At 61.3% G+C, this 15,409-nt stretch carries 12 protein-coding genes, 1 tRNA gene and 1 pseudogene; 8 read left to right on the top strand and 6 right to left on the bottom strand.

The window, feature by feature from the left end; genetic code table 11:
• Positions 1-14 precede the first annotated feature (14 nt).
• The 5 genes and pseudogenes from SJY21_RS02580 (at position 15) to pgi (ending at position 4,792) form a co-directional block, all read left to right on the top strand.
• A pseudogene (locus SJY21_RS02580) lies at positions 15-600 on the top strand (HNH endonuclease).
• A gap of 64 nt (positions 601-664) precedes the next feature.
• The gene (locus tag SJY21_RS02575; RefSeq protein ID WP_377505751.1) at positions 665-844 is read left to right on the top strand and encodes a hypothetical protein; all 180 of its coding nucleotides are present in this window, start codon (positions 665-667) and stop codon (positions 842-844) included.
• A 178-nt stretch (positions 845-1,022) separates the two neighbouring features.
• Positions 1,023-2,474 carry a glucose-6-phosphate dehydrogenase gene (gene zwf / locus SJY21_RS02570; protein WP_377505748.1) on the top strand — a complete coding sequence of 484 codons (1,452 nt, stop codon included), beginning with the start codon at positions 1,023-1,025 and terminating at the stop codon, positions 2,472-2,474.
• Between the two features lie 42 nt (positions 2,475-2,516).
• On the top strand, positions 2,517-3,188 hold the full coding sequence (gene pgl, locus SJY21_RS02565) for a 6-phosphogluconolactonase (RefSeq protein ID WP_377505745.1): 672 nt from the start codon (positions 2,517-2,519) through the stop codon (positions 3,186-3,188).
• Between the two features lie 5 nt (positions 3,189-3,193).
• The gene (pgi, locus tag SJY21_RS02560) at positions 3,194-4,792 is read left to right on the top strand and encodes a glucose-6-phosphate isomerase (protein ID WP_377505742.1); all 1,599 of its coding nucleotides are present in this window, start codon (positions 3,194-3,196) and stop codon (positions 4,790-4,792) included.
• An 18-nt stretch (positions 4,793-4,810) separates the two neighbouring features.
• Here pgi and SJY21_RS02555 read toward each other — a convergent pair whose 3' ends face one another.
• From SJY21_RS02555 to SJY21_RS02535, 5 genes are all read right to left on the bottom strand, one after another.
• On the bottom strand, positions 4,811-5,278 hold the full coding sequence (locus tag SJY21_RS02555; RefSeq protein ID WP_377505739.1) for an acyl-CoA thioesterase: 468 nt from the start codon (positions 5,276-5,278) through the stop codon (positions 4,811-4,813).
• Positions 5,279-5,308: 30 nt separating this feature from the next.
• Positions 5,309-5,382: transfer RNA gene (locus tag SJY21_RS02550), tRNA-Gly, on the bottom strand.
• Positions 5,383-5,419: 37 nt separating this feature from the next.
• Positions 5,420-6,286 carry an urea carboxylase-associated family protein gene (locus tag SJY21_RS02545; RefSeq protein ID WP_377505736.1) on the bottom strand — a complete coding sequence of 289 codons (867 nt, stop codon included), beginning with the start codon at positions 6,284-6,286 and terminating at the stop codon, positions 5,420-5,422.
• Complete coding sequence (locus SJY21_RS02540) at positions 6,283-6,810, bottom strand: GNAT family N-acetyltransferase (protein ID WP_377505733.1); 528 nt, start codon at positions 6,808-6,810, stop codon at positions 6,283-6,285. The genes SJY21_RS02545 and SJY21_RS02540 overlap by 4 nt, the downstream gene beginning before the upstream one ends.
• Positions 6,810-8,840, bottom strand: coding sequence for an ASKHA domain-containing protein (locus SJY21_RS02535; RefSeq protein WP_377505730.1), 2,031 nt, complete (start codon positions 8,838-8,840; stop codon positions 6,810-6,812). Before SJY21_RS02535 ends, SJY21_RS02540 begins: the two co-directional genes overlap by 1 nt.
• Before the next feature lie 161 nt (positions 8,841-9,001).
• Here SJY21_RS02535 and guaB point away from each other — a divergent pair, with 161 nt between their 5' ends.
• From guaB to SJY21_RS02520, 3 genes are all read left to right on the top strand, one after another.
• Positions 9,002-10,450 (top strand): IMP dehydrogenase, encoded by a 1,449-nt coding sequence (guaB, locus tag SJY21_RS02530; RefSeq protein WP_377505727.1) that lies wholly within the window; start codon positions 9,002-9,004, stop codon positions 10,448-10,450.
• Positions 10,451-10,489: 39 nt separating this feature from the next.
• Complete coding sequence (locus SJY21_RS02525) at positions 10,490-11,656, top strand: RsmB/NOP family class I SAM-dependent RNA methyltransferase (protein ID WP_377505724.1); 1,167 nt, start codon at positions 10,490-10,492, stop codon at positions 11,654-11,656.
• A gap of 208 nt (positions 11,657-11,864) precedes the next feature.
• Positions 11,865-14,105, top strand: a complete 2,241-nt coding sequence (locus SJY21_RS02520; RefSeq protein WP_377513120.1) for an ATP-binding protein — start codon at positions 11,865-11,867, stop codon at positions 14,103-14,105.
• Positions 14,106-14,371: 266 nt separating this feature from the next.
• Here the strand turns inward: SJY21_RS02520 and SJY21_RS02515 are convergent, their stop codons facing one another.
• Positions 14,372-15,346, bottom strand: a complete 975-nt coding sequence (locus SJY21_RS02515; RefSeq protein WP_377505722.1) for a glucokinase — start codon at positions 15,344-15,346, stop codon at positions 14,372-14,374.
• Positions 15,347-15,409: the final 63 nt, after the last annotated feature.

Genomic DNA, 15,409 nt, shown 5'->3' with positions numbered 1-15,409 from the left:
CCGGGCAAGACGTGATGGATGGCGATTTTAGAACGGACTTTGTGCGCGCGTCGGGCAAGCTGAAACAGCATCCGGCATTGGTTCTGAACGCCGATTACCGCCCGCTGTCCTATTACCCGCTGTCCCTGTGGCCATGGCAGGAAGCCGTCAAGGCCGCCTGGCTGGACCGGGTGGATATTGTCGCTGAATATGATGAATACGTGCACAGCCCCTCGACGGTGATCAGGATTCCCTCGGTGGTGGTGCTCAAGGACTATGTGAAACCTCAAAAGCGCGTGGCCTTCACGCGCTTTAATTTGTTTCTGCGGGATGAATTCTGTTGCCAGTATTGCGGTGCGCGGGGTGATCTGACCTTTGACCATGTGATCCCGCGGGCGGCGGGCGGTGTGACCAGTTGGCAAAACGTGGTCGCGGCCTGTTCGCGCTGCAATCTGCGCAAAGGCTCCAAAAGCCTGCGCCAGTCGGGGATGTCCCTGCGCAAACCGCCGCGCCCCCCGGGGGCCGAAGAGCTGCGCAATACCGGGCGCAAGTTTCCGCCCAACCACCTGCACGAACTCTTGGGTTGATTTTCTCTATTGGGATGCCGAGCTGGAAGCGTAGGGCTCGCACCCCCGAAATCCGGGGGCACGCGACCGCACCGCCAGATTTCGAACCCTTCGATCAGATGAGCGATATTTTCACCCAGAACCCTGCCGTGCAGTGCGCCCGCTTTGGGATCGGACTGTCCATCGACCGTGAAGGGTGTCAGGAAATGGTCGACCAATCACGCGGCCTGCTTGGGCGATTGGGCCAGGATCAAGACCGATTGCGCCATTTGCGTGCCGGTCTGCCCGTTCACGCGTGACGCGGGTGATTGACGGGATCGCCTATGGTATCGTCTGGCCACATCGGTGCGCGGGCGGGGAACACGCAAGCGTCTGAAACCGTCACAATGGTGGGCAAGTCTGCACGGGCGCAGTTGACCTGCCATCGCCCCCTGCGTATTGGGGTGGCGTTAGCGCTAACGAATTAGGAGCGGGCACATGGTCTCACGCGTTATTCCAACGGACGACTTTGATCTGGTGATCTTTGGCGGCACCGGCGATCTTGCGCGCCGCAAAATCCTGCCCGGCCTGTTCCGCCGCTTTCTGGCGGGGCAGATGCCAGACACATCACGGGTGATCGGTGCGGCGCGTTCGGACATGGACAGCGCCGGATACCGCGACATGATCCGCGCGGCGATTGCCGAATTCGGCGGTGCGGAAAAGCGCCAGAAAAAGGCGATCGAGGCTTTTGTCGCGCGGCTGGAGTATGTCACCGTTGATGCGATGGGCGAGGGTGGCTGGAAACCGCTGGCCAAGCTGATGCGCAAGGGTGTGGTGCGCGCCTTTTATTTTTCGGTCGGGCCGTCGCTGTTTGGTGCTTTGGCCGAACGGCTGCACAGCCACAAGATTGCCGATGCCAACAGCCGGATCGTGGTGGAAAAGCCCTTTGGCCGCGATCTGGCCAGTGCGCGCGAATTGAACGCCACGCTGGCCACGCATTTCGACGAGGGGCAGATTTACCGGATTGATCATTATCTGGGCAAGGAGACCGTGCAAAACCTGATGGCCGTGCGTTTTGGCAATATGCTGTTCGAACCGCTGTGGAACAATCACTACGTCGATCACATCCAGATCACGGTGGCCGAAACTGTCGGTGTGGGCGGGCGTGGCGGGTATTATGACAAATCGGGTGCGATGCGCGATATGGTGCAGAACCACCTGATGCAACTGCTGTGCCTGATCGCGATGGAAGCGCCGCACCAGTTTGATGCGGACGCGGTGCGCGACGAAAAGCTCAAGGTGATCCGCGCCCTGCAACCGCTTGACCCGCACCATCTGGTGCGTGGTCAGTATGACGCGACCGACAAGACTCCCAGCTATCGCGAGGATGCGGAAAATCCACGCAGCCACACGGAAAGCTTTATCGCCATGAAGGCGCATATTGCCAACTGGCGGTGGGCGGGTGTGCCGTTCTATTTGCGCACCGGCAAGCGGCTCAAGGCGCGCACCTCGGAAATTGTCGTTGTGTTCAAGGATCTGGGGCATTCGATCTTTGAGGGCGATGAAAAGCGCCACCGCAATATCCTGACCATTCAATTGCAGCCCAACGAGGGCATGAACCTGCAAGTGACGATCAAGGAGCCGGGGCCGGGGGGCATGCGCCTGATTGATGTGCCACTTGACATGACATTTGCCGATGCCCTGGGGCCGGATGCCGAGGATGTGCCGGATGCCTATGAACGGCTGATCATGGACGTGATCCGTGGCAACCAGACGCTGTTCATGCGCGGTGACGAGGTTGAGGCGGCCTGGGCCTGGACTGACCCGATCATTGAGGGCTGGCAGGCGCGCAACGACGTGCCCAAGCATTACGATACCGGGTCGGCCGGCCCCGAAGATGCGATGATGCTGATGCATCGTGACGGGCGCAAATGGCGTGAAATCAGGTAAGGTGGGTCCAGACCCACGTTACTGATCCGAAAAGGAACCACCATGGACCTGAAAGAATATGCCGACGCGGAAATGATGATGATGGATTTGGCCAACATCATTGCGGGCGAGTTGAAAGCGGCTTTGCTGCACGATGATACCGCCGCACTGGCCGTGCCCGGCGGCACCACGCCGGGGCCGATCTTTGATAGTCTGTGCGCCACCAATCTGGATTGGGCGCGTGTGCGCGTGATGCTGACCGATGAACGCTGGGTGCCTGAAAGCTCGGACCGTTCCAACACGCGGCTTTTGCGCCAGCGCCTGTTGGTGGATCGGGCAGCGGCGGCGACCTATGTGCCGCTTTATGCAGATGCGCCCAACCCCGAGGACAAGCTGGATGAATTGCAGGTCACCGTGGCTGAAAACCTGCCCCTGTCCGTCGTGTTGCTGGGGATGGGGGCGGATATGCACACGGCCTCTATCTTTCCGGGGGCGGATCGGTTGGATCAGGCCTTGCACGGGGACGATCTGTTGGTGGCCATGCGTGCACCGGGCGCACCTGAACCCCGCATCACACTGTCGGCCAAGGTGCTAAAAGGCGCGATGAAGCGCCATATCGTCATCATTGGCCGCGAAAAACGCGAAGCGCTTGAGCGCGCACGCGAATTGACACCCCAAGACGCACCTGTCGCTGCTGTATTGCGCGGCGCAACGGTGCATTGGGCAGAAGGGTAAGACTTATGTGGATTGCTTTGCGCGCGCATCACGGTGCGATCAAGGATCGTCGGTTTGAAACGCTGGTGGATGCTGCACGCGCCGCTGATTTCACCGTGCAGGCGGGCGATATGGTGCTGGATTACGCCAAGACCAATATCGACGAAACAGCGCGCAAGCTGTTGATTGATCTGCTGGATCAGGCCGGTGTCGCGGCCAAGCGGGACGCGATGTTCTCCGGTGCGCCGATCAATGAAACCGAAGGGCGCGCGGTGTTGCACACGGCCCTGCGCAATCTGGATGGCGGGCCGGTCATGGTGGACGGGGCCAATGTGATGGAGGGCGTGCTGGCCACGCTGGACCGGATGGGCAGCTTTGCCCGTGACGTGCGCAGCGGTGCCTTCACAGGGCAGGGCGGCCAGATCACCGATGTGGTCAATATCGGCATCGGCGGGTCCGACCTTGGCCCTGCGATGGCCGTGCGTGCGCTGGCCCCTTACCATGACGGGCCGCGCTGCCATTTCGTGTCCAACGTCGATCCGGCCGATATCGCGCAGGTGCTGCGCGGCTGTGATCCGGCGACGACGCTTGTGATCGTCGCGTCCAAGACCTTTACCACCATCGAAACCATGACCAACGCCCAGACCGCCAAGGCGTGGATGGGTGAAACCGTCGAAAATCCCGCCGCGCAGTTTGCCGCCCTGTCCACATCCGATGAAAAGACGATGGCCTTTGGCATTGATCCGTCCCGCGTGTTCGGGTTCGAGGATTGGGTTGGCGGGCGCTATTCCATGTGGGGGCCGATCGGGCTGTCGCTGATGATGGCGATCGGGCCGGATGCGTTCCGCGCTTTCCTGCGCGGCGCGCAAGCGATGGACACCCACTTCCGCGCGGCCGATTGGTCGGAAAACATGCCCGCGCTGCTTGCACTTGTGGGCATCTGGCATAATCAGGTTTGTGGCCACGCGACCCGCGCCGTGCTGCCCTATGATAACAATCTTGCGCGCCTGCCGGCCTATCTTCAGCAGCTTGAAATGGAAAGCAACGGCAAGGGCGTCAGCATGGATGGCGCCGATCTGACCGTGCAGTCCGGCCCCGTGGTTTGGGGCGAGCCGGGCACAAACGGCCAGCACGCCTTTTACCAATTGATCCACCAAGGCACCCGCGTGATCCCTTGCGAATTTCTGGTCGCGGCACGCGGTCACGAGGACGATCTGCACCACCAGCATCAGTTGCTGGTCGCCAACTGTCTGGCCCAATCCGAGGCGCTGATGAAGGGTCGCGATCTGGATACGGCGCGCGCCAAAGTGGCTGACAAATTCGCAGGCGACGAGCTGGAACGTCAGGCCCGCCACCGCGTCTTTCCGGGCAATCGCCCGTCCACCACACTGGCCTATCCGCAGCTTGACCCGTTCACGCTGGGCCAGATCATCGCGCTTTATGAACACCGCGTGTTTGTCGAAGGGGTTGTGCTGGGCATCAATTCCTATGACCAGTGGGGCGTGGAACTGGGCAAGGAACTGGCGACGGCCTTGCAGCCCGTGGTCGAGGGCACACAAAGTGCGGACGGGAAAGACGGATCGACGGCGGCATTGGTCGGATTCTTGCGCAACAACGGGGTGTAAGGTGGGTTGAAACCCACGTTACATTTGCACCGCGCCATCCCGATCAAGAAAGACCTGTCGCAGGGCATCTGACAGGGCGCGCTTGGAATTGTCAGCGTTCAACAGCACCACCAAGGCGGTGCCCGTGGTGGTGATTTGCCCGTTCACAAAGGTCGCGTATTCCATGGAAAAGCTGGTGTTGCGCATCGCCACGGTGCGCGCCACGTTGATATAGGGTGCACCCCGCATCACCTCGGCGCGGTAATCAAGGCCAACTGTTTTCACGACAAATTTCGGGTCCGGCCCGGCCAGGTCATAGAGCCCGTATTGTTCGAGATAGATCACCCGCAGGGTTTCATACCAGCGCAGATAAACCACGTTGTTGACGTGGTTCAGCGCGTCCAGTTCGCCAAAGCGTACACGATCCGCCATGCCGAATGTCCAGGGCGCGGGAATACCTGCATCGCGCAGGGCATCGGTGTGCAACGGGGTCAGAAAAGGGGGCATCGGTTGTCCAATCTCGGCATCGGATCGTGCTGGAGCGGGTAACGGGAATCGAACCCGTAACTGAAGCTTGGGAAGCTTTCGTGATACCTTTTCACCATACCCGCGCGCCTGTGGGTCAGATAAACGCGGGCGCGGGGGGCGTCAATGGCTCCCGTGCGTGCGGTCGTAAGCATTCGGCGCGGGGCGCTGATGTGCTGCGCGCGCGGTTTCACCGGGGTCATAAACTTCGATCAACAGCGGATAACAGGCCGCCACATCGGATGTGTGTTCGGCCGAACAATCCCCGCCCGGACAGGCGGACAACCCCACGGTCAGGTCAATCTCGGCCAGAAACTCAAGATAATCACCGGGCCGCACGGGGCTGGCCTTCATGAAATACTGGCCTGTGTCGCGGGTGAAGCCGGTGCACATGAAAACATTCAGCACATCGTGCACATGCGTTTCGGCCGCGTGCAGGGGCAGATCAAGGTGCGCTGCCAGCGCGCGTGTGAGGTTGGAATGGCAGCAATGGTGATACTGTGTGCCAGACAACAGCGCCCCCGTGTAAGGATCACAGCGCGTGCCGATCACATCATGGACGGACCCGCCGAATGCGTCGAATCCATACCAATCCAGCGTGTCGTCTGTGATCGTCGCCATGGGCCGCAACGTGGGAAAGGATGACCACATCCGATCCCCCGTTGACAGATGCGTGCCATGCAGCGCGCGGGTCTTGCCGGAATAAAACCGTTCCGACAGATCGGCGCTGTTCCAAAGGTTCAGATCACCCACCTGTGCACCTTGCGTTGAAACGATCCGAAAGAAACAGCCCGCAGGCACATCGATACACGCCGCATCGCGGGGCGGCACGGTGATCTCGGCTGATTTGGTTGCGGTTGCGCGCAGGGCTTTCAGCGCGGTCAGGTCCGGCGCGGGCAGGGTTTCGGGCGGATAGCAGATGACGGGCTGCACGGCCTTGCGCGTGTCGGCATCATCGGGGCGCGGGTGGTTTGGTTTGGTCAGCTTCATGGTGTCCAATCCCCGCGATCCAACCGGTATACCTTCCACGGCGCAGGCACTGGCCCCAGCGCCAGTTCCGCGTCATAGGCATGGCGCGCGCCCAGTTTCATCGTCGCCTTTTGCGAGCGGATGTTGGTCGGGTCGATGTGGAACCAGACCGCGTCGAAATCGGCAAAGGCATGGGCCAGCATCAGCCCCTTCATCGCGCGATTTACAGCACCACCCCAGTAGCGATGATCAAGGAAGGTAAAGCCGATGGAAATCGTGCCGGGCCTGTCGGGGGCGCTGTAATAGCGCGAACAACCGATGATCTCGCCTGTGGCGGTGTCGATCACCGCCAACGTCGCGCGGCTGGCCAGCAGCAGCTCGAAATAGGGGCGGAACACATCTGGTTTGTAGCGGTCGCGGGCAGGGTGGCCGGCCCAAGTTTCGGGGGCAGACGCAGCCCGATACAGCCCGTCATGATCATCACCCGTCAGGGGGCGCAAGGTTAGCGTGTCACCCGTCAAGGTCGGTTGCGCATCAAACCCCATCAGCGCCGCCTGCGCCGCCCGCCTTCGCCACCACCGCCCGTGTTAAAGGTGGTGGTCGGAAGCGTCACGATGGAATTGAGGATCGGGAAGGGCTCCACGGCATTGGGGATCGCGCTGGCGTTCACGAAATGCTCTTGGAAACGCGGCTCGATCGCGGTTTCGATCTTGTGGATGTCGCGCACGGTGCCTTCGATCTCGGTCCGTGCGGCGCGGTTCAGCAGGGCGATGCGCGCGCCGGTGCCTGCGGCGTTGCCAGCGGACGTGACCTTGTCCAAAGGCGCGTCGGGGATCATGCCCAGCACCATCGCGTGTTTCGTGCTGATATGTGCGCCGAATGCGCCTGCAAGCACGATCCGGTCCACCTTGTCGACGCCGAACTTATCCATCAAAAGGCGCGCGCCGGAATAAAGCGCGGCCTTGGCCATCTGGATTTCGCGGATATCGCGGTTGGTGACGGTGATCTTGGGGCCGCCATCGGCGCTGCCGTCATGGATCAGATAGGAATGGGTGCGCCCATCAACAAAAATGCGGTCGCTGCCGGTCTGTTCGGGTGAACCGATCAGGCCGGGCGCATCCAGCAGCCCCGCCATGCGCATTTCCGCGACAATTTCGATAATGCCGGACCCGCAAATGCCGGTGACACCGGTGGTGGCGATGGCATCGCTAAACCCGTCCTCGGTGGACCACAGATCACTGCCGATCACCTTGAAGCGGGGTTCCTTTGTGACGGGATCAATCTCGCAGCGTTCAATCGCACCGGGTGCGGCGCGCTGGCCACTGCTGATCTGTGCGCCCTCGAACGCAGGGCCGGTGGGCGAAGAACAGGCCAGCACCTTTTCGCGGTTGCCCAGCAGGATTTCGGCGTTGGTGCCAACATCGACAACAAGCACCAGATCGTCGGATTTGTCGGGTGCCTCGCTTAGGGCAACAGCCGCCGCGTCGGCCCCCACATGGCCCGCGATGCAGGGTAACAGGTAGGCGCGCGCGGCGGGGTGGATATCAAGACCCAGATCGCGGGCATTGAGGCGGATCGCGTCTGATGTGGCCAATGCAAAGGGCGCCTGACCCAATTCAAACGGATCAATCCCAAGGAACAGATGATGCATGACCGGATTGCAAACAAACACCGCGTCCATGATCAGGGTCTTGTCAATCGCGCCCTCGGCGGCGATCTGGTCAAACAAGGCGTTCATGCCCGCGCGCACCGCGTCCGTCATTTCGGCGGCACCTGTGGCATTCATCATGGAATAGCTGACCCTGCTCATCAGATCTTCGCCAAAGCGGATTTGCGGGTTCATGATGCCCGACGATGCAATCACCTCGCCCGAGCGCAGATCGCACAGATGCGCCGCGATCGTGGTCGAGCCCAGATCGACAGCCAGCCCGTAAACCGAACCTTCGTAGAATCCGGGCCAAAGATGCATGATGCGCGGCGGATCGCCGGTCCGGCCCTGATGCAGGGCGACCGTGACCTTCCATTCGCCCTTGCGCAGGATCGGTTGCATCACGCCCAGAATGTGCAGATCAGCCGTGACATCATCAATGTCCCACTGATCCTTGAGCGCCATGGCAAGGCGTTCCAGATCGCCGCTGGGGTCGTGCATGTCGGGTTCGTTCACGACCACATAATAAAGGCTGACCGTGGGGTCGAGGATGATATCGCGGGCCTCGGCCCGCTTGCGCACGACCTGTTTGTGGACCTGGCTTTCGGGGGGCACGTCAATCACCACATCGCCCTGCACCGAAGCCTGACAGCCCAGACGGCGGCCCTTTTTCAGCCCGCGCTTTTCGTCATAGCGGGCTTCGACCGCATTCCATTCCGACAGGGCGTTGTCATGGACGGTGACGCCGTGTTTGGAAAATTCGCCGTAAGACGGGGTAATCTGGCATTTGCTGCAAATCCCGCGCCCGCCGCAGACGCTGTCAAGGTCCACACCCAACTGGCGCGCCGCCGTCAGGATCGGGGTGCCCACGGGGAAATGCCCGCGCTTGCCCGAAGGTGTAAAGATAACAAGGGGATCGTTGGTCATGCCTGTTGGCCCTTTTGCAGGTGTCAGACCCACGATAGTGCATCGACCGTCAGGGGAAAGGGCGATCCCGTCATTTCGTCGCCTTATCGCGGCATTGCCCTTTCGTTCAGGGGGGAACCGTGCGATAGGCACGTGCCAAAGCCATCCATAGGAGCACTGATATGGAGATTCGCGAGGCCCTCACCTTTGATGATGTTTTGCTTGTGCCCGGCGCGTCCGCCGTTTTGCCCAGCACCGCCGATACGCGCACCCGCGTGACGCGCGACATTGCGATGAATATCCCGCTGCTCAGTTCCGCCATGGACACCGTGACCGAGGCGCGCATGGCGATTGCCATGGCGCAGGCCGGTGGCATCGGCGTGGTGCACAAGAACCTGAACATCGAAGAACAGGCCCGCGAGGTCCGCCGCGTCAAACGGTTTGAATCCGGGATTGTTTACAACCCCGTCACCCTGCGCCCAGATCAGACATTGGCCGAGGCGCGCGCGCTGGTCGAACGTTATAACTTTACCGGCTTTCCCGTGGTCGATGACAAGGGCCGCGTCATGGGCATCGTCACCAACCGCGACATGCGCTTTGCCACATCCGATGACCAGCCCGTGTCGACGATGATGACCAGCAGTGATCTGGCCGTGCTGCGCGAACCTGCCGACCGCGAAGAAGCGATTTCCCTGATGAAGGCGAAACGCATCGAAAAGCTGCTGATTACCGATGAAAAGGGCGTGTTGACGGGGCTTTTGACCCTCAAAGACACCGAACAGGCCGTGCTGAACCCGACCGCTTGCAAGGATGCGTTGGGCCGCTTGCGCGTGGCGGCGGCGACCTCTGTGGGTGATTCAGGGTTCGAGCGCAGCGAAGCGTTGATCGACGCGGGCGTTGACATCGTTGTGGTCGACACTGCGCATGGCCATTCCGAAGGGGTCCTGGCGGCTGTCGCACGGGTAAAGGCGTTGTCGAACAACGTGCAGATCATCGCCGGAAACGTGGCCACGGGTGACGCGACCAAGGCTCTCATTGACGCGGGCGCGGATGCGGTCAAGGTCGGGATTGGCCCCGGATCAATCTGCACCACGCGCATGGTCGCGGGCGTCGGCGTGCCACAGCTGACGGCGATCATGGATTGTGCGGCAGCGGCGGGCGATGTGCCGGTCATTGCTGACGGCGGTATCAAGTTTTCGGGCGATTTCGCCAAGGCGATCGCGGCGGGCGCATCCTGTGCGATGGTCGGGTCGATGATCGCCGGCACCGATGAATCCCCCGGAGAAGTTATTCTTTATCAAGGGCGTAGCTTTAAGTCTTATCGTGGCATGGGCAGCCTTGGTGCCATGGCGCGCGGCTCGGCTGACCGGTATTTCCAGAAAGACGCGGCCAGCGACAAACTGGTGCCGGAAGGGATCGAAGGGCAAGTGCCATACAAGGGATCGGCGGGCGCCGTGGTGCACCAGTTGGTCGGCGGTTTGCGTGCGGCGATGGGCTATACGGGCTGTGCCACGGTCGAATCCATGCGCAAGGACTGCAAATTCGTCAAGATCACCGGCGCGGGTCTGAAAGAAAGCCACGTGCATGACGTGCAGATTACGCGCGAGTCACCGAACTACCGGATCGGGTAGGGGTTTCAGTATGTTACGTGGCAAAGTTCAGGTCATGTCATGACACCTGCTGCCCGTGTCTCTGCGGCGATTGAAATCCTTGATCAGGTCATTTCCGGCGACGCGGCCGAACGCGCGCTGACCACATGGGCGCGCGGCAGTCGCTTTGCCGGTTCCAAGGATCGCGCGGCGGTGCGCGACCATGTTTTTGGTGCGCTCAGGTGCTGGCGGTCCTTTGCGTGGCTGGGCGGCGGTGATAGCGGGCGGGCGATCATGTTGGGTGCGTTGCGCGCCGCAAGTATCGACCCTGCAACCATTTTTACCGGTGAGGGCCATGCGCCGCCACTCCTTGGCCCGGACGATCACGCCGGTCAACCGCTGGATGCGGCCCCCTTGGCGGTGCGCGGCGACATGCCCGATTGGTTGATGGACCAGATCGTGGCAGACCTTGGTGATCAGGCTGAAACGGTTTGCGCCTTGTTGCGCCACCGCGCGGCGGTGCATCTGCGTGTGAACCTGTCACGCGCGCCCCGCGATCATGTTGCCCGGCTACTGGCCGAAGAAGGGATCGCGACGCAGCCGTTAAACAACGTGAAGACCGGATTGCAAGTGCTTGAAAACGAACGACGCGTTGCGCTTTCGACACCCTTTCTTGACGGGTTGATTGACCTGCAGGACAGTGCCTCGCAACAGGCCGTTGCGCGCTGCGCGATCACGTCCGACATGCGGGTGCTGGATTATTGCGCTGGTGGCGGTGGCAAGGCGCTGGCCATGGCGGATCGCGGCGCGCAGGTCTTTGCCCATGATATCGAACCAAAACGGATGGCCGACATTCCCGTGCGCGCGGCGCGTGCGGGCGTTAATATTTCCTGTCTTGAAACATTAGCTTTGACGCGTAACAGCCCGTTTAACATGGTGTTTTGTGATAGCCCTTGTTCTGGCAGCGGAACCTGGCGGCGTGCGCCCGAAGCAAAATGGCGGCTGACGCCTGACCGGTTGGCAGCCTTGAACACCATGCAGGATGACGTGCTTGATCAGGCGGCCGGACTGGTCGCGCCAGAGGGGCAGTTGATCTACGCGACCTGTTCGTTTCTCACGCTTGAAAATCGCGCGCGGATCGACAGTTTTTTGGCGCGCACGCCAGGTTGGCAGGTCGTTGATGAAATGCAGCTCTTGCCGAGTGCCGAACAGGATGGTTTCTACCTTGCGGTGTTGACCCGTAGGTAATTCGCAACCAATGGTTGCATATCGCATTGTTTTCCATAGTCTTGTCGCATCTTAAGCGCCGCTTAACACTTCTGGAGTGTGATGAGGGCGACGCGATTCGAGGCGGGACGACGTGACGCAAACAGACACCACTTTGACGGTTGATCAGAAACCGCGACGCAGTCTGGGCATCGGGCCCTGGCGTGTCGGCGTGCTTGCGCTGGTTGGCATGGGCTTTGTCGGTGCGGCCTATCTTGTGCCTGATCCCATGATCGGGCTGGGCGCGCAGGTTTGCGGCGCAACGCTGATTGCTTTGGCGGCTGTGTTTGCGCTGAAGGGTCTGCGTCGTAAATCGCGCCAAAGCATGATGGTAAAAACCGTATCCGGTTTTGTCGAAAATGACACAACCCCCAGTTTTGTTACCGACAGTGACGGCGAAATCAGCTATCGCAACCCCGCCGCCGCTGAACGGTTTCGCGCCCATGCGGTGGATACCCTTGGGTTCGCGTTTGGCGATCTGTTTGCCAATCCGGGTGCTGTCCTGTTTCGCTTGCAAAGCAAGGCACATGCCCTTGGCAGCGCGCGCGAAGATATCGTCACGCGGCGTGGCCACGTGCGCCTGTCCGTGCATCAGATTGACGACGCCGCCTATCTTTGGCGGCTTGAGGATCTGACTGACAAGGCGGGGGGCGGGCGTGCCGCCGATTCCCTTAGCCTGCCGATGCTGACGGCCGGACCGTCCGGCACGATCCTGTTCATGAACGAGGCGTTTCGCAGGCTTTTGGGCGGGCGGGCCAAATCGCTTGACAAGATATTTCCGCAGCTGCCTTTGGTGTCGGGGCAGGTGCACCGCGTTGATGCGGCCGATGGTCCGATCGAAAGCCTTGTAGCCGAGGTGAGCGGCAGCGGTGGACGGCGCGAAATCTATCTTCTGCCCGGCGGCGGGTCGACCGAAGAAACCCTGATGCCGGCCCTTGTGGGCAATGCCTGGGACGCGATCGAAGAACTGCCGGTTCCGCTTCTCAAGGTCGCCGCATCTGGCGAGGTGATCGCGTCCAACCGCGAGGCGCGGGTGTTGCTGCAATCCCCGATCACGGCGCAGACCCGCCTGTCCGACCTGCTTGAAGGGCTGGGGCGTCCGATTATCGACTGGCTTCAGGAAGCCGCCGAAGGACGCGGAAGCCTGACCCCGCAGTTCCTGCGCGGCACCGGCGCGCATCAGGACACATTCGTGCAGGTCTCGCTGAACCCCGCAGGCGAAAGCGATGACACGCATCTGATCGCCGTGCTTAACGATGTGACCGAACTCAAGACCCTGGAAAAGCAGTTCGTCCAAAGCCAGAAAATGCAGGCGATCGGCCAATTGGCGGGGGGTGTCGCCCATGATTTCAACAACCTCCTGACAGCGATTTCCGGGCATTGCGACCTGCTGTTGCTGCGCCATGATCAAGGTGATCAGGATTACAGCGATCTGGTGCAGATCCATCAGAACGCGAACCGCGCCGCGTCACTTGTGGGGCAGTTGCTGGCGTTCTCGCGCAAACAGAACCTGCGCCCCGAAGTGTTGGATCTGCGCGATACGCTGTCGGAAATGACCCATCTGCTGAACCGGCTTGTGGGTGAAAAGGTGCGCCTGACCCTGGATCACGACCCAAGCCTGTTGCCGATCCGTGCCGACAAACGCCAGCTTGAACAGGTGCTGATGAACCTTGTGGTCAACGCCCGTGATGCCTTGCCGCAGGGCGGTGAAATCCGTGTTGAAACCGAAAACGCAGTTCTGGACATGCCGCTGTCACGGGATCGTGCCACGGTGCCGCCGGGCAGCTATGTTGTGGTGCGGGTGATTGATGCGGGCACGGGAATTCCACCCGAAACCCTGCCCAAGATTTTCGAGCCGTTCTATACGACCAAACGCACGGGCGAGGGGACGGGCCTTGGTCTGTCGACCGCCTACGGGATCGTCAAACAGACCGGCGGGTTTATCTTTGCCGATAGCGAGGCTGGCGTTGGCACGACCTTCAGTCTTTATTTCCCAAGCCATGAAAAGCCTCTGGAAGTGCCGGTGCAAACCCCCGTGATCGAGGCGCAAGCGCCCCAGGCCCGCGCCGAAGGTGTGGTGCTGTTGGTCGAGGATGAAGCGCCGGTGCGCGCCTTTGCCAGCCGCGCCCTGCGTTTGCGCGGCTATACCGTGCTCGAGGCTGACTGCGCCGAAATGGCCCTGCATATGCTGGATGATCCCGATCTGCAGGTGGATATTTTCGTCACCGATGTGATCATGCCGGGCAAGGATGGCCCCACATGGGTGCGCGAGGCGCTGACCACCCGCCCCGATACCAAGGTTGTTTTCGTATCCGGCTACGCCGAGGATGCCTTTGGCGAAAACCAGGCGCAAATTCCCAATTCGGTATTCTTGCCAAAGCCGTTTTCGTTAAGTGATCTTACCACCACGGTGTCGCAACAGTTGCATTGATGGCGCACCGCGCGGCGTCACGGGGCGCGCGAACGCAGTTGCAGAGCGCGAAAATGGGTCGCCAACAATCCAAAAAAATCAGTGGCAGGCCGGACAAATGGCGCCGGATCATCGCGGCCGGTGCGATCAGGGTGCGCGGGCGCGATCAGGGTGCTGCGCCACCGCTATGCGCGCCAATCCCGCATGGACCGGCAAGGCGGTATCGCGCGGGGCGTTATCTGACAAATTGCGGCGCTGGAAATCAGTGTGGCATCGCCCGCGCCCGGTTACGCGCCTTGCAGCGCCACAAGATGGCAGGCCGATCCGGTCAGGGCTGCGTAATCATCCTCGATCACATGCACACCGAAATTGCCCATGAAACCGGCAAAACGGCCCTTGTCGCGAAACGCATCCGAAAACCCGAAGTCCTGCAAGTAAGGCGCAAAGGCCCGCGCCACACCGCCCACAAGGTAAACGCCCCCAAAAGGCAGCTGGATCAGCGACAGGTTCCCCGCGACCGTGCCAAGGATGCGGGTGAACAGCTGCGCGGCCTCGGTTGCGCGCGGGTCATCGCCGCTGGCACAGCTTTGCATGATGTCTTGCGCCTTGGCCTCGCGCGGGTCATTCGCTTCGGCGCCCAGAAATGCATAGACCCTCTCAAGCCCGCGCCCTGACAGCACGTCTTCGACCGCCGGAAACCCGTGCGCCGTGGACACATACTCGCACAGCGCAAGTTCGCGTGGCGTGCGGATCGGCAGGTTGGCATGGCCGCACTCGGAAGGGGGCACAAGGCGCACGCCGTTGCCCTCGAATACGGGTGCTGCGTTGAAACCGGTGCCGACACCGATGACCAGTTTGGCCGCCGCCGCCTTGGCCTTGGGTCCGGGAATGATCGTGCGGATATTGGCCGCGTCCAGATGCCCCAGGGCATGGCCCTGCGCCTGCAAATCGTTCAAAATCGCGACCGTTTCCGCCTTGGTCGCGCGCGCAAGCGTGTCCTTGTCGATCGCCCAGTCCAGATTTGTCATCGTCGCGCGCCCGTCACGCACTGGCCCCGCCACCGCAACACAGGCCGCCCTGGCGTCAACGCCACCTTCGTCAGCCACGTATTGGTGCAGCACGGTTTCCAGCCCGGCAAAATCGCTGTTGCGATAGCGCCGGATCGTGTCAGGCAAAACGCGCCGCCCGTCCGCAAGAGCCACACGGGTGTTCGTGCCACCAATATCGGCAACAAGGGCGAAGGCGTTGGCGGGGTGGGGCATGGTCCTGAATCCTGTGCGGCGTGGTGATGGCCGCCTGATACGGGGGAAATCGGACACGCTCAA

The organism is Octadecabacter sp. R77987, assembly GCF_042466115.1.
GTDB lineage: Bacteria > Pseudomonadota > Alphaproteobacteria > Rhodobacterales > Rhodobacteraceae > SW4.
Note: the sequence above shows the minus strand (reverse complement) of the source record. Positions and strands in the feature narration are given on the sequence as shown.

Excerpts from the sequence above, each read along its gene's own strand:
- SJY21_RS02575 (WP_377505751.1), top strand. The coding sequence starts at position 665 with ATGAGCGATATTTTCACCCAGAACCCTGCCGTGCAGTGCGCCCGCTTT.
- zwf (WP_377505748.1), top strand. The coding sequence starts at position 1,023 with ATGGTCTCACGCGTTATTCCAACGGACGACTTTGATCTGGTGATCTTT.
- pgl (WP_377505745.1), top strand. The coding sequence starts at position 2,517 with ATGGACCTGAAAGAATATGCCGACGCGGAAATGATGATGATGGATTTG.
- pgi (WP_377505742.1), top strand. The coding sequence starts at position 3,194 with ATGTGGATTGCTTTGCGCGCGCATCACGGTGCGATCAAGGATCGTCGG.
- SJY21_RS02555 (WP_377505739.1), bottom strand. The coding sequence starts at position 5,278 with ATGCCCCCTTTTCTGACCCCGTTGCACACCGATGCCCTGCGCGATGCA.
- SJY21_RS02545 (WP_377505736.1), bottom strand. The coding sequence starts at position 6,286 with ATGAAGCTGACCAAACCAAACCACCCGCGCCCCGATGATGCCGACACG.
- SJY21_RS02540 (WP_377505733.1), bottom strand. The coding sequence starts at position 6,810 with ATGGGGTTTGATGCGCAACCGACCTTGACGGGTGACACGCTAACCTTG.
- SJY21_RS02535 (WP_377505730.1), bottom strand. The coding sequence starts at position 8,840 with ATGACCAACGATCCCCTTGTTATCTTTACACCTTCGGGCAAGCGCGGG.
- guaB (WP_377505727.1), top strand. The coding sequence starts at position 9,002 with ATGGAGATTCGCGAGGCCCTCACCTTTGATGATGTTTTGCTTGTGCCC.
- SJY21_RS02525 (WP_377505724.1), top strand. The coding sequence starts at position 10,490 with ATGACACCTGCTGCCCGTGTCTCTGCGGCGATTGAAATCCTTGATCAG.
- SJY21_RS02520 (WP_377513120.1), top strand. The coding sequence starts at position 11,865 with ATGGGCTTTGTCGGTGCGGCCTATCTTGTGCCTGATCCCATGATCGGG.
- SJY21_RS02515 (WP_377505722.1), bottom strand. The coding sequence starts at position 15,346 with ATGCCCCACCCCGCCAACGCCTTCGCCCTTGTTGCCGATATTGGTGGC.